This window comes from Acidovorax sp. M14, assembly GCF_049331375.1.
Classification (GTDB): domain Bacteria; phylum Pseudomonadota; class Gammaproteobacteria; order Burkholderiales; family Burkholderiaceae_C; genus Acidovorax.
This window is the reverse complement of the sequence record NZ_CP186263.1, coordinates 3776198-3789169: the sequence shown is the minus strand read 5'-3', so window position 1 is coordinate 3789169 and position 12972 is coordinate 3776198. Positions and strand designations below refer to the sequence as shown.

11 protein-coding genes are annotated in these 12972 nt (G+C 68.7%); 5 read left to right on the top strand and 6 right to left on the bottom strand.

Annotated elements, in window-relative coordinates; genetic code table 11:
* Positions 1-207: 207 nt before the first annotated feature.
* Positions 208-1323: an alpha/beta hydrolase family esterase gene (locus ACOYR4_RS17665; RefSeq protein ID WP_422847489.1), complete on the top strand. Its 1116-nt coding sequence runs from the start codon at positions 208-210 to the stop codon at positions 1321-1323.
* A gap of 108 nt (positions 1324-1431) precedes the next feature.
* Here the strand turns inward: ACOYR4_RS17665 and ACOYR4_RS17660 are convergent, their stop codons facing one another.
* The 3 genes from ACOYR4_RS17660 to ACOYR4_RS17650 form a co-directional block, all read right to left on the bottom strand.
* Positions 1432-2532 (bottom strand): AI-2E family transporter, encoded by a 1101-nt coding sequence (locus ACOYR4_RS17660; protein WP_422847488.1) that lies wholly within the window; start codon positions 2530-2532, stop codon positions 1432-1434.
* A 33-nt stretch (positions 2533-2565) separates the two neighbouring features.
* Positions 2566-3615 (bottom strand): phosphoribosylformylglycinamidine cyclo-ligase, encoded by a 1050-nt coding sequence (gene purM, locus ACOYR4_RS17655; protein ID WP_422847487.1) that lies wholly within the window; start codon positions 3613-3615, stop codon positions 2566-2568.
* Positions 3616-3692: 77 nt separating this feature from the next.
* Complete coding sequence (locus ACOYR4_RS17650; RefSeq protein ID WP_422847486.1) at positions 3693-4910, bottom strand: MFS transporter; 1218 nt, start codon at positions 4908-4910, stop codon at positions 3693-3695.
* 268 nt (positions 4911-5178) lie between these two features.
* Here ACOYR4_RS17650 and hda point away from each other — a divergent pair, with 268 nt between their 5' ends.
* The 4 genes from hda to folK are packed head-to-tail and all read left to right on the top strand — an operon-like array spanning position 5179 to position 8797.
* The gene (gene hda / locus ACOYR4_RS17645) at positions 5179-5877 is read left to right on the top strand and encodes a DnaA regulatory inactivator Hda (RefSeq protein WP_015015370.1); all 699 of its coding nucleotides are present in this window, start codon (positions 5179-5181) and stop codon (positions 5875-5877) included.
* A 35-nt stretch (positions 5878-5912) separates the two neighbouring features.
* The gene (locus ACOYR4_RS17640) at positions 5913-6635 is read left to right on the top strand and encodes an HAD family hydrolase (RefSeq protein ID WP_422847485.1); all 723 of its coding nucleotides are present in this window, start codon (positions 5913-5915) and stop codon (positions 6633-6635) included.
* 36 nt (positions 6636-6671) lie between these two features.
* Entirely contained in the window at positions 6672-8261 is a 1590-nt protein-coding gene (pcnB, locus tag ACOYR4_RS17635; protein ID WP_422847484.1) for a polynucleotide adenylyltransferase PcnB, read from the top strand.
* A gap of 8 nt (positions 8262-8269) precedes the next feature.
* The gene (gene folK, locus ACOYR4_RS17630) at positions 8270-8797 is read left to right on the top strand and encodes a 2-amino-4-hydroxy-6-hydroxymethyldihydropteridine diphosphokinase (RefSeq protein ID WP_422847483.1); all 528 of its coding nucleotides are present in this window, start codon (positions 8270-8272) and stop codon (positions 8795-8797) included.
* A gap of 191 nt (positions 8798-8988) precedes the next feature.
* Here the strand turns inward: folK and ACOYR4_RS17625 are convergent, their stop codons facing one another.
* From ACOYR4_RS17625 to ACOYR4_RS17615, 3 genes are all read right to left on the bottom strand, one after another.
* Positions 8989-9969, bottom strand: coding sequence for a Bug family tripartite tricarboxylate transporter substrate binding protein (locus ACOYR4_RS17625; RefSeq protein ID WP_422847482.1), 981 nt, complete (start codon positions 9967-9969; stop codon positions 8989-8991).
* 86 nt (positions 9970-10055) lie between these two features.
* A complete protein-coding gene (locus ACOYR4_RS17620; RefSeq protein ID WP_422847481.1) occupies positions 10056-10742 on the bottom strand; it encodes a response regulator transcription factor in 687 nt (228 codons plus the stop codon).
* A 15-nt stretch (positions 10743-10757) separates the two neighbouring features.
* Entirely contained in the window at positions 10758-12950 is a 2193-nt protein-coding gene (locus ACOYR4_RS17615) for an ATP-binding protein (RefSeq protein ID WP_422847480.1), read from the bottom strand.
* Positions 12951-12972: the final 22 nt, after the last annotated feature.

The following is a 12972-nucleotide window of genomic DNA, read 5'->3' as shown; positions in this document are numbered from 1 at the left end:
CGGGCCTGGCTGGCGCCCCAGCCCATTTCAGGTGCCGCGCTGGCCCTGTGAAGCGGGTTTTGGAGCCATATCAGCGTTATGCGCCGGTACATATTGCCTTTAAAGCTATCAAAGACATAGCGCTATCCGAGCTATGCGGGAAGCTGTTAAGGTGGCTAGGGTTTTCCCTGATTTTTGAACATCGACCGCCAGACCCCCTGCCCGCCTATGCCCCGCCGCTCCCGCCTGTTCTCGCTGTCGTCCCTGACGCGGGCCTACCAGCGCAATCTCAAGGCCTTCGCGCGGGCTGCGCGGGCCAGCACCCGGCCGGTGCGGGCCAAGGCAGCATCGAAACTGCGGACAGCGCCGCGCAAGGCGGCGGTTGCCAAGATGCCCTCCACGGCCCGCACACCGCGCCCCGCTGGCAAGCCGGTGCCGTTGCGGGGCGAGTGGATGTCTGGCGTGGCCCCCGGCCCGGCGGGGGCGCGGCGGTTTCATGCCTATGTGCCTGCCGGGCTGGCCCTGCGCCCGGGCGAAAAGCTGCCGCTGCTGGTCATGCTGCACGGCTGCGGCCAGACGGGGCGGGACATTGCCGCCGTGTCGCGCATGAACCCGCTGGCGGCGCGCCATCGGTTTGTGGTGCTCTACCCAGAGCAGGAGCGCATGGCCAACGCCCACGGCTGCTGGAACTGGTTTGAACGCCGCAATGGCCGGGCCGAGGCCGCCACGCTGCTGGCCGCCGTGGACAAGGTGGCGCGCCGCCTGCCGGTGGACCTGGCGCGGGTGGCGGTGGCCGGGTTGTCGGCAGGCGCCAGCATGGCGGTGCTGATGGCGGCGCTTTACCCCCACCGGTTCTGCGCGGTGGCCATGCATTCCGGTGTGGCGCCCGGCACGGCCGAATCCGCCGCCACGGCCCTGGCGGCCATGCATGGCCGCCGCGAGGCCCATCTGCCGGACCCTCCTGCGGTTGCCGCTGCGATCGCACCGACGGACGCTACCGTGCTGCCCGCCAGCGCCCCTGCGGCCTTGCCACCGCTGCTGATCGTGCATGGCGACGCCGATGGTGTGGTGTCGGTGCGCAACGCGGCGGCGACCGCCTTGTTGTGGGCCGGTGCGTTGGGGGCGCGGGCGGGTGCCATCCGCACCTTGCAGAGGGGCCAGCGATACCCCATGCGGGTGACCGAATTCAAGGCCCGGGGCCGTACCGTGGTGGCGCTGCGTGAGGTGGTCGGGCTGGCCCATGCCTGGAGCGGCGGCGCCGCGCAGTTGCCCTACAGCGACCCGGCCGGGCCCGATGCGTCGGCGCTCATCTGGGCCTTTGTGGCCCGTCAATTCGCAAAATAATCAAGAAAATGGCCGCAAGCGCTAGTGCTGATTGTGCTTGCTGCTATCAAAAAGTGACTATCCGTGCGGGTGGCTCCAGGGTGCCCGCAGGCCACTGCCCGGCTGCGGTCACACCAGCCGAGCGGCCACCAGTTCCTTCTTGAGGTAGGCGTAGAACAGCGGCGCCGCCACCAGCCCCGCAGGGCCAAACACGGCCTCGGCCACGAACATCACGCTCAGAAGCTCCCACACGCCCATCTGCGTGCGGCGGCCCACCACCTTGGCGTTGATCACATATTCGGCCTTGTGGATCAGGATCAAAAACCCCAGGCAGGCGGCGGCCGCCAGCGGCGACACCGACAGCCCCACGATGGTGATCACCACGTTGCACACCAGGTTGCCCACGATGGGCACCAGCCCGGCCACGAAGGTGAAGGTGATCAGCACCGGCGTGTAAGGCAGCTGCAGCCCCCACACCGGCAGCACGAACAGCAGGAACAGGGCGGTGAGCAGGGTGTTGAACGCCGCGATCCAGAACTGCGCCGCCACGATCTGGCGGAACGCCTCGCCAAACAGCGTGATGCGCAGCTTGAGCTGCTGGGCCAGCGGGCCGCGCGCCAGCACTGGCGGGCGCACGGCGGCGAGCGCGCCGATGAGCAGGCCCACATAGGCAAACAGCACCCCGGCGAGCCAGGCCCGCCCCGCCATGGCCAGCGCACCGGCCTTGGCGCCCAGATAGCTGGCAATGATGCGCTGGATGTCGGCCACGCCCTCGGGCAGGTGGGAGGCCATGTCGGCGGGCAGCTTCAGGCGCAGCTCCAGGACCGTGCGGGCCATGTAGGTGAGCAGTTCCTGGTACTGCTGCGGTGCGCTGACCAGGTAGCCACGCGAATGGGTCAGGCCCAGCGCCAGCAGCGCCAGGGGCAGCAGCATCACCAGACCAGCGGCCGTGACCTGGGCCACGCGCAGGTGGGTGGCGGACGGTGTGGCCTGGCGCTGAATGCGGCCCAGTCCCGCAGCAAACCAGCCCGTGAGCGCGCGGGTGAGCAAAAAGCCCAGGCACACGCACAGCAGCCCGGGCAGCAGGCCACGCCACATCACCAGCAGCAGCGCAGCGGCCACCAGCAGATAGCTGGCCACCACGATGCCCTGGTTCAGGGCGCGCGGCGGCAGGGTGGTGGGCGTGGGCTCAGGTTGCGCTGAGGGGGGTGGAGCGGGGCGCTGCGCCATGCGCGGTGAGGGGGCAGTGTTCCAGGCTGGGTATCAGGCCACCACCACGGCAGCGCCTTCGCCACGCGCTGCAATCGTGCCAATCGCGTAGACCGGTTCACCGGCCGCTCGCAGCGTGGCGGCCGTGGCTTCGGCGTGGGCCGCATCCACCACCACCACCATGCCGATACCGTTGTTGAAGGTGCGGTTCATCTCGATGTCGTCGATGCCCGCCGTCTTCTGCAGCCAGGCGAACAGCTCGGTCTGGGGCCAGCTGCCCTTCTTCAGGTGCGCGGCGGTGCCGTCGGGCAGCACGCGGGGGATGTTCTCCAGCAAACCACCGCCGGTGATGTGGGCCAGGGCCTTGATGGGGTGGGTGGCCAGCGCGGCCAGCACGTTCTTCACATACAGGCGGGTGGGTTCCATGATGGCCTGCTTGAACGGCTTGCCGTCCAGCGTGGCGGGCACGGTGCCAGCGGCTTCGGCACGGTCAATGCACTTGCGCACCAGCGAAAAACCATTGGAGTGCACGCCAGCCGAGGCCAGGCCCAGCACCACGTCTCCAGGCTTCACGTCCTTGCCGGTCAGGATCTTGGACTTTTCGACCGCGCCTACGGCAAAGCCGGCCAGGTCGTATTCGCCCGCCGGGTACATGCCGGGCATTTCAGCGGTTTCGCCGCCGATCAGCGCGCAACCGGAGAGTTCGCAGCCCTTGGCAATGCCGCCGACCACGGCGGCGGCCGTGTCCACGTCGAGCTTGCCGCAGGCAAAGTAGTCCAGGAAGAACAGGGGCTCGGCGCCCTGCACCAGCACATCGTTCACGCTCATGGCCACCAGGTCGATGCCCACGGTGTCGTGCATGTTCCATTCAAACGCCAGCTTGAGCTTGGTGCCCACGCCATCGGTGCCGGAAACCAGCACGGGCTCCTTGTACCGCTTGGGCACTTCAAACAGTGCGCCAAAGCCGCCGATGCCCGCCAGCACGCCTTCGCGCATGGTCTTCTTGGCCAGCGGCTTGATGCGCTCGACCAGGGCGTCGCCCGCGTCTATGTCAACGCCGGCGTCTTTGTAGGAGATGGGGGTGGAGGGGGCAGAAGAGCTCATGGATGGTGTGGTGCTGGTAGGCCCGCCGGGCGGGCTGGAATCCGGGGATTTTAAGGGGCACGCCTCGGCGCTCTCACTCAGCCCTGTGTGGCAGGGGGCTTTGGGGCGCGGCTATGCCGGGTAGATTGCACCAGCACACCCGCCAGCGCCAGCGTGGCAAACAGGATTCCGGCGCCAAACGTGGCGCTGGCGCCCAGCCGGTCCCACAGCAGGCCTGCCAGGCCGCTGGCCACCAGCAGCGCCACGCCGCTGACCAGGTTGAACATGCCAAACGCCGTGCCCCGCAGGTCGGCCGGTGCGGTGTCGGCCACCATGGTGGCCAGCAGCCCTTGCGTCATGGCCATGTGCAGGCCCCACAGCGCAATGCCCAGCCAGACGGCGCCGCCCCGATCGCTGAAGGCCAGCAGCGCATCGGCCGCGATCAGCACCACCAGCCCCCAGGCCAGCAGCGTGGTGTGGCGGGTGCTGTCTGCCAGTTTGCCCAGCGGATAGGCACCCAGCGCAAACACCACGTTCATCAGCACCAGCACCAGGGGCGTCCAGGCCAGCGGCAGGCCGCCCTGCTGTACGCGCAGCACCAGAAACGCCTCGCTGAAGCGGGCCAGCGTGAACACGGCGCCCAGCGCCACCACCCACCAGTAGGCGCCACCCAGGCGGCGCAGGTTCTCGCGGCGGATGGGGTTGGTGCGCACGGTGCTGGCGGCGCGCTCGGGCTCTTGCACGCCCACCAGCAGCAGGGCCACACACAGGGCCGCCGGAATCACCGCCACCCAGAACACGGCGCGGAAGTCATTGGCCCACAGCAGCATCAGCCCCATGGCCAGCAGCGGGCCCAAAAAGGCGCCCGCGGTGTCCAGCGACTGCCGCAGCCCGAACGCCGCGCCCCGCATGCCGGGCGGCGCCAGGTCGGCCACCAGTGCATCGCGCGGCGCGCCGCGGACGCCCTTGCCCACGCGGTCGATGAGGCGCGCGGTGACCACCCAGCCCACGGTGGGCGCGATGGCAAACAGCGGCTTGGACAGCGCCCCGAGCCCGTAGCCCAGCACCGCCAGCGGCTTGCGCCGCCCCCACCAGTCGCTCAGTACGCCCGAGAACACCTTGAGCACCAGCGCCGTGGCCTCGGCCGCGCCCTCGATGAGGCCCACAGCCAGCATGCTGACCCCCAGCGAGGTGACCAGGAATACGGGCAGCAGGCTGTGGATCATCTCGGACGACACGTCCATCAGCAGGCTGACGAAGCCCAGTGCCCAGATGCTCGCGGGCAGGCGCTTGGCGGGGGAGGCGGGAGCTGTCATGGTGCAAGGCAGGCGAGGGTGGGGCCGAGCGGCGGCTCAGGGGGCTGGCAGCAGACTAAAATCGCGGCCATTGTCGCCCAGCCCCTGCCAGGGAGCCGGTCGGTGACCACGCGCCGTACGCCACTTTGTCGCCGCGCCTGGCCGGAGTCATCGACGGCCCGGTGCCTTCCCACCCACTTGTGATGCCGCTGCTGACCTTCTTCCTGACCGCCGTTTCCGCACCTTCTGCCACGGTTCAGCCTGCGCTGTGCGGGTGCCGCGCATGACGATGAAGCAACTGGCGCTGGACATTGGCCTGGCCACCGGGCCGACCCTGGAGCGGTTTTTTGCCGGGCCCAACGAGGCCGCGCTGCAGCACCTGCGCCTGGCCGCCGGGGCAGGCAGCAGCGAAACCACGCGGTCGCCGGTGCCCACCTACCTGTGGGGCGAACCGGGCAGCGGCAAGACCCATTTGCTGCAGGCCGTGCGCCAGGCCCTGCGCGAGCAGGGCTCCAGCGTGGGCTGGCTGGACCCTACGGTGGGCGAGCCGCCAGACTTTGACGAGCGCTGGGCCGCCGTTGTCATGGACGATGTGCATCTGTACGACACCGCCCAGCAGGCCACCGCCTTCAACTGGTTTGTCAACGCCATCAGCCCCGCCAGCGGCAGCCAGCGCTGGGTGCTGGCGGCGGGCGACCTGCCCCCCGCCGACCTGCCGCTGCGCGACGACCTGCGCAGCCGTCTGGGCTGGGGCCATGTGTTCCAGCTGCAACTGCTGGGCGAGGCCGAGCGCCGCGCCGTGCTGCGCCAGGAGGCCGACGCGCGCGGCGTGTTCCTGGGCGACGAAGTCATGGACTACATGCTCAACCGCTTTTCGCGCGACCTGGGCAGCCTGATGCAGTTGCTGGACCAGCTCGACGCGTTTGCCCTGCGCACCCAGCGCGCCATCACGATTCCGCTGCTCAAGACGATGCTCGAATCTGAATGAAGCCGCGCACCTCTTTTTGCCCTTTGTGACCCTGAATGACTACTGAATCTCGCCGCCTGCGGCTTGCACTGTTTGACCTGGACCACACGCTGCTGCCGCTCGACTCCGACTACGAGTGGGGCGAGTTCACCATCCGCATCGGCTGGAACGACCCGGTGGAGTTCGCGCGCCGCAACGACGAGTTCTATGCCTACTACCAGGCCGGCACGCTCGACGTGCACGACTACGTGCGCTTTGCCACCGAGGCCGTGCGCCTGCGCGGGCCCGAGGCCGCAGCAGCGGCGCACCAGCAGTTCATGCGCGAGGTCATCACCCCCGCCATCAAGCCCCAGGCGCTCGACCTGATCCGCCAGCACCAAGCGGCGGGTGACGAGGTGCTGATCGTCACCGCCACCAACGAGTTCGTGACCACCCCCATCGCCCAGGCCCTGGGCGTGCCGCAGCTCCTGGCCGTGCAACTGGTGCGTGATGCCAGCGGCTGGTACACCGGCGAGATCGACGGCATCCCGACCATGCGCGAAGGCAAGGTGCGCCGCATGGAACAATGGCTGGCCGAGCGGCAGCTCAGCTGGGCCGACGTGGAGAGCACGTTCTACAGCGACTCCATGAACGACGTGCCCCTGCTGGAGAAGGTGAACCACCCGGTCGCCACCAACCCCGACCCGCGCCTGCGCGCCCTGGCCCAGCAGCGCGGCTGGCGCATACTGGACCTGTTCTCGGCACCCTCCGCCGAGCCCGCCAGCCAGACGGCCTCCTGACCCCTGCGCGCGCAGCCTCCTGAACCCTCCCTACCCATGATCAAGAAGTTCATCGACAAACTGCTGGGCAAATCGACGCCCGGCACCGCGGGCGGCAAGCCCCATTTCGGCAAGCGCGAAGAGGTGCCTGCCAGCGTGCATGGCATCAACCCCGAACTGGTGGACCGCCGCGCGGCCGAGGTGGTGCAGACGCTCAAGGACGCGGGCTTCGAGGCCTACATCGTGGGCGGTGCCGTGCGCGACCTGCTGCTGGGCCTGCGCCCCAAGGACTTTGATGTGGCCACCAACGCCACACCCGAGCAGGTCAAGGGCCTGTTCCGCCGCGCCTTCATCATCGGCAAGCGCTTTCGCATCGTGCACGTGGTGCACGGCCGGGGCCGCGAGCACGAGGTGATCGAGGTCTCCACCTTCCGCGCCTACCTAGACAACAGCGCCGCAGGCCAGGTCAGCGGCAACGAAAAGACCTCCAAGGCGCAGCTTGCGGGCATGCAGCACGCCGTGGACGCCAGCGGCCGCGTGCTGCGCGACAACGTCTGGGGCCCGCAGGACGAAGACGCCACGCGCCGTGACTTCACCGTCAACGCCATGTACTACGACCCGGTGAGCCAGATCGTGGTGGACTACCACAAGGGCATCCAGGACGCGAAGAAGAAGACGCTGCGCATGATTGGCGACCCCGCCACGCGCTACCGCGAAGACCCGGTGCGCATCATCCGCGCCGTGCGTTTTGCCGCCAAGCTCAGCCCGCTGGGCTTCACCATCGACGCCAAGTCGGCCGCCCCCCTGGTGCAGTCGCAGGCCCTGTTGGCCGAGGTGCCCCAAAGCCGCATGTTTGACGAAATGCTCAAGCTGCTGCAAACCGGCCACGCCATCGCCACCATCGAGCAGCTCAAGAAGCTGGGCATGGCCAAGGGCATCTACCCGCTGCTGGACGTGGCCGTGGAGCGCGCTGACACCCCGTTTGTCAAAGCCGCTTTGGTCGACACCGACCGCCGCGTGAACGAAGGCAAGCCCGTGGCCCCCAGCTTCTTGCTGGCCTGCGTGCTGTGGGAAGACGTGCGCAACGGTTGGCAGGAGCGCCTGAACCAGCGCCAGCACCCGCTGCCCGCGTTGCAAGAGGCCATCGACGAAGTGTTCGACAAGCGCATCGGCGACGTGTCCGGCCGGGGCAAGCTGGCCGCCGACATGCGCGAGATCTGGGTCATGCAGCCGCGCTTTGAAAAGCGCGTGGGCAACACGCCCTTCGGCATGGTCATGCAGCCGCGTTTCCGTGCCGGGTTCGACTTCATGCGCCTGCGTGCCGATGTGGGCGAGGTCGAGGAAGCACTGGCCGAGTGGTGGCAGGACTTCCAGACGGCCGACGATGAGCGCCGCGACGACCTGATGGACCAGGCGAAGGAAGAACAGCGCGCCCGCCAGAAAGCTCAGCAGCCGGTGGTCAAGCGCGTGCCACGCAACGCGCCCGTGGCAGCCCCGCGTGCTGCGGGGGATGCGGAGGTGTCGGAAGAGGGCACGGAGTGTGCCACCGAAGGCAGCGCCCCCAAAAAGCGCCGCCGCCGTCGCCGCAAACCCGGTGGTGGTGCGGGTGGTGGTGAAGGCGCTGCGCCTGCCGCTGCAGGCCAGTGAGTGATTCAGTGAGTGAGCGGGACGTGGGCGCACAGCCCACCCTGGTCTACGTAGGCCTGGGCGCCAACCTGGGCGAGCGCGAAGCCGCCCTGCGCAAGGCCCTGGCTGCCCTGGGCCAATACCCCGGCACCCGCGTGCTGCGGGTGTCGCCACTCTATGGCAGCGCACCTGTGGATGCCGGTGGGCCTGACTACCTCAATGCCGTGGCCGAATTGGCCACCACGCTCACCCCCGAGGCCCTGCTGCAGGCGCTGCAGGCCATCGAACAGTCCGCCGGGCGCGAGCGCCCCTACCGCAATGCACCCCGCACGCTGGACCTGGACATCCTGTGGTTTGGCGACCAGGTGATCGACACCCCCACCCTCACCGTGCCCCACCCCCGCATGGCCGAACGCGCGTTTGTACTGCGTCCTTTGGCCGATCTGGTGCCGGAGCGCGTGGCAGCGGAAGCCCTGCAGGCGGTGACCACGCAGAGCATCTACCCGCTGGCCGACGGGCGCTGGGCCGAGGGTGTGGTGGGTGGTGCTTGCTCCTGAATCAGGAGCTGCTTGCGCTTGATGGACGGGCGCAAGAGGCCAAAAAATCTTAAAAACCTGCTTGCCCTGCGCCGGGTTTACCCATACCGGGTGATGCGGGTGATGCCCCACACCAGCGCCACCGTGGAGCCGGCTCCGCCGGGCCAAGGGTGGCGTCTTCCTTGTTGGAAGACGCGCAGCGGCTCAGGGGGTCAATCCACCTTCGCGCCCGACGCCTTCACCACCTGCTGGTACTTGGCACGCTCGGCCGCCATGAAGCTGTCGAACTGCTGCGGCGTGGTGGCCACGGGTTCGGCCAGCAGGGCGGCAAAACGGGTCTTGGTCTCGGGCGCATTCAGCGCTGCCACGAAGGCCTTGTTCAGCTTGTCGATGATGGGCTTGGGAGTGGCCGCAGGCGCCACCAGGCCCCACCAGGTGTCGATGGAGAAACCCTTGAAAGTCGCGGACAGGGGCGGCACGCCCGGCAGCGAGGCCGAGGCGTCGAGCGAGGTCACGGCCAGCGCCTTGAGCTTGCCCGCGCGGATATTGGGCGCGGCGGCGGCCAGGTTGTCGATGTTGAAGTCCACTTCGCCCGCCAGCAGCGCCAGCTGGGCCGGGTTAGCGCCCCGGTAGGGGATGTGCAGCGCGAAGATGCCCGCGCGTTGCTTGAACATTTCGCCTGCCAGGTGGCCCGCGCTGCCGTTGCCGCCGCTGCCGTAGTTCAGCTTGGCGGGGTTGGCCTTGGCGTAGGCGATCAGGTCGGCCACGGTGTGGATCTTGAGCTGCTCGGCCTTGGCGGCGTTCATGACCAGCACGTTGGGCACACGCACCATCTGCGTGATGCCGGCAAAGTCCTTGCCCGCGTCATACGGCATGCGCGCATACAGCCAGGGGTTAACCGCATGGGTGGCGGTGGCGGCGATGCCGATGGTCAGCCCGTCAGGTGCGGCCTTGGCAATGGCGTCGGCGCCGATGTTGCCGCCTGCGCCGCCCTTGTTGTCGATGATCACCGTGCCCAGCGAATCGCGCACGCGCTCGGCCAGCGCACGCGCTGTGACGTCGATGGGGCCGCCGGGGGCGTAGGGCACGATGAGGCGGATGGGCTGGCCCGTGTCCTGCGCCGAAGCGATGGAGGGAGAAAACACCGTTGCGGCGGCAACGGCGCTGGCGAGGAGGATGTTTCTGCGGTTCATGGGTGCCATTGTGCAAAAAATTCGTAAGAAAGCTTATGAACCCCTGAGGAGGTGATGGTCGGGTGGAGAGGGGAACGCGGGGATTTTCATGCCGGACGGGGTGCTCCAAGCGCCACGCCCAGGTCTTCCACCAGCATGCCCAGTTCGTGCGATGAGCGGATGTCCAGCTTCAGGAAGATGGCGGATCGGTGCGTGTCCACGGTGCGTGGGTCGATGGGGCGCTCCGGGTCACGCTGCGCCAGTGCGCGGGCCACTTCCTTGCTGCTGAGGCCGGTGCCCAGCAGTTGGGCCACCTCTTGCTGGCGTGGGCTCAGGGCGTTCCAGCGCTCGCGCAGTTGCTGCTGCCGTTGCGTCTGCCGTGCCTGCGCCTGCGACAGCGCGGAGGCTTTCTCCACAGCGGCCAGCAAGGTGGCTTCGTTGCAGGGCTTTTCGAGCCAGTCCACCGCCCCTTGCTTGACGGCTGCGACGGCGGAGGACAGCTCGCCATGGGCCGACAGGAACACGGTCTTGAGCGCGCTGTGGCGCTGGCCGAGTTCGTGGAATACCTGCAGCCCGCTCAGGCCCTCCATGCGCAGGTCCAGCAGCACGCAGCCGGGGTGGTCCAGCGCGGCCTCTGCCAGGAAGGACTCGCCGCCGCCAAAAGTGTGCACCGTGTACCCGCGCGCCAACAGCAGGGCCGCCAGCGATTGGCGCACGCCTTCGTCGTCGTCCACGATGTAGACCACGGTGTCACCGGGGGATTCGGCGGCGGTGGGTAGGGTGTCGTAGGTCATGGTGCGACGGCATTCTCAGGGGTTCTCATGGACGTTGGCGAGCGGCAGGCGGATTTCGAAAACGGCGCCACCGCCCTCGCGGTTGCGTGCTTGCAGCTGGCCGCCCATGCTTTCGATGATGGACCGGCAGATGTTGAGGCCCAGGCCCAGCCCGTCGGAACGGGTGGTGAAAAAAGGCTCGAACAGGCGCTCGGCAATGCCGGGCGGCAGGCCCGGGCCCCGGTCGAGCACCTGCACCAGCGCGTGGCCGTGGTCTGCGGCCAAACGCAGCCGCAGTTCGTGCCCCTCGGGCGGGGGCTGGTGCGTCTGCATGGCCTGCAAGGCGTTCAGGCCCAGGTTGATCACCACCTGCTCCAGCAGCACACGGTCGGCGTGCACCTGCAAAGGGGCTCCGGCCTGCTCGACGCGCACCGCAATCCCCTGGCGGCGGGCCTCGGCGCGCAGCAGCAGCTCCAGCGACTGTTCCACGATGGCTGCTAGGTCGCAGGGCTCGCGGCTCTCAGGGTGTTGGCGCACCCAGCGGCGGATGCGGCCCACGATGTCGGCAGCCCGCAGCGCCTGGGCCGACAGGGCTTCGAGGCTGTCATTCAGGGGCCCGGTTTTGCCCTGCGCGGCCAGCGCGCGGGCAGCCGCCGCGTAGTTGACCAGGGCCGCGAGCGGCTGGTTCAGCTCGTGCGCCAGGGTGGAGGCCATCTCGCCCACTGTGATCACGCGTTGTACCCGCTGCAGCTGGGTCTCGCGTTGCTGCTGTTGTTCCTCGGCCCGCTTTTGCGCGGTGATGTTGACCACCGAACTCATCCAGCCGATGTGCTGGCCGCTGCCGTCGATGAGGCGCGTGGTGTAGAACATGGTGTACACGTCCGACCCGTCGCGGTGCCGCAGGCGGTTCTCACGCCCCTGGGGAAACGCGTTGCCCGCCAGCACGGTGTCGCTGTCGTTCCAGTGCCGGTCGAGGTCGTCGGGGTGCCAGTAGGGGTAGGGCGGCAGCTGGCCGATGAGTTCGTCAGCCCGGTAGCCCACCATGTCGCACATGGCGGCGTTGACGTAGACGATGCGGCCTTCGAGGTCGCGCGCGCGCATGCCCACCAGCAGCGAGTCTTCCATCGACTGGCGAAACGCCTGGGCCTGCTGTAGTGCGTGGGTGCGTTCCTGCACGCGCTGCTCCAGTTCGATACGGGCCAGTCGGGTCTCTGCCAGCCGCCGCTCGCGCAGTTGCCAGTAGAGCGCGCCCAGCACCAGCAGCCCCGAGGCCAGTGTGGCCAGCGCCCAGGCTTGCTGCCGTGCCAACGCCACCACGCGGCTGTCGGCGGTGACGGTGAGGGTCCAGCCCAGATCGGGCAGCTTTTCCTCAAAGGCCAGATACCGCTTGCCGCCCGGGCCGTCCAGGCGCAGTTCGGCGCCGGGCGAGTCGTCCTGGGGGCGCAGGGTCCAAGGCACGGCGCGCGGGGCCCAGCCCGTGCCGTACTGTTCGTTGTGCTGCAACTGCTGTACCAGCGGTGCGGGCAAGGGGCGGCTGGTGCGGTAGAGCCAGCCGGGCACGGAGCCCAGAAACACAATGCCCTGCTCGTCCGTCACGAACACCGGGTCACGCAGCTGGGCCCAGGGGTCGGAGATGGGCTCCATGCGCACCTTGACCGCCACCACGCCGATCACCCGGCCCGCCTCGACCACAGGGGCGGAGACAAACAGGCCGGGCTCGCCCGTGGTTTTGCCCACGCCATAAAAGCGGCCCGTCTGGCCTGCCAGGGCATCGCGAAAGTACGGGCGGTTGCCGTAGTTCTGGTGCACAAAGCTGTTGGGGGTGTCCCAGTTGCTGGACGCGAGCGTGAGGCCCTGCGGGTCCATCACGTACAACATGTCAGAGCCCGCGTGCTGGTTCACCGCCTGCAGGTAGGCGTTGGCGGCGTCCCGCACGGCCTGTGATGCGGGCCGCTGCAGTAGCTGCCGCACCAGCGGGTGCTGCGCGGCCGTGAAGGGCAGGTAGTTGTACCGCGTGGCCACGCCACGCAGCGCCAGGGCTTGTACCTCGCCCAAGCGGCGCAGGTTGTCCCACTGGGCATCGCGTTCGCTTTGCTCGGCCCATTCGCCTGCGCCCCACACCAGCAGCGCTGCCAGGCACAGCAGCGTGGCAATGAAGCCGGCGCGCCGGGCCTGGGGCCAGCGCTGCGGCGCGCCCTGCGTGGTGGGCTGGGCGGGCGCTGGGCGCACGGTCAGTGGGGTGGCTGGTGCC

What these genes read in the sequence shown, in the direction of transcription:
- ACOYR4_RS17665 (WP_422847489.1), top strand. Translation starts at nt 208, where the DNA reads ATGCCCCGCCGCTCCCGCCTGTTCTCGCTGTCGTCCCTGACGCGGGCC.
- hda (WP_015015370.1), top strand. Translation starts at nt 5,179, where the DNA reads ATGAAGCAACTGGCGCTGGACATTGGCCTGGCCACCGGGCCGACCCTG.
- ACOYR4_RS17625 (WP_422847482.1), bottom strand. Translation starts at nt 9,969, where the DNA reads ATGAACCGCAGAAACATCCTCCTCGCCAGCGCCGTTGCCGCCGCAACG.
- ACOYR4_RS17660 (WP_422847488.1), bottom strand. Translation starts at nt 2,532, where the DNA reads ATGGCGCAGCGCCCCGCTCCACCCCCCTCAGCGCAACCTGAGCCCACG.
- ACOYR4_RS17620 (WP_422847481.1), bottom strand. Translation starts at nt 10,742, where the DNA reads ATGACCTACGACACCCTACCCACCGCCGCCGAATCCCCCGGTGACACC.
- pcnB (WP_422847484.1), top strand. Translation starts at nt 6,672, where the DNA reads ATGATCAAGAAGTTCATCGACAAACTGCTGGGCAAATCGACGCCCGGC.
- ACOYR4_RS17650 (WP_422847486.1), bottom strand. Translation starts at nt 4,910, where the DNA reads ATGACAGCTCCCGCCTCCCCCGCCAAGCGCCTGCCCGCGAGCATCTGG.
- purM (WP_422847487.1), bottom strand. Translation starts at nt 3,615, where the DNA reads ATGAGCTCTTCTGCCCCCTCCACCCCCATCTCCTACAAAGACGCCGGC.
- ACOYR4_RS17640 (WP_422847485.1), top strand. Translation starts at nt 5,913, where the DNA reads ATGACTACTGAATCTCGCCGCCTGCGGCTTGCACTGTTTGACCTGGAC.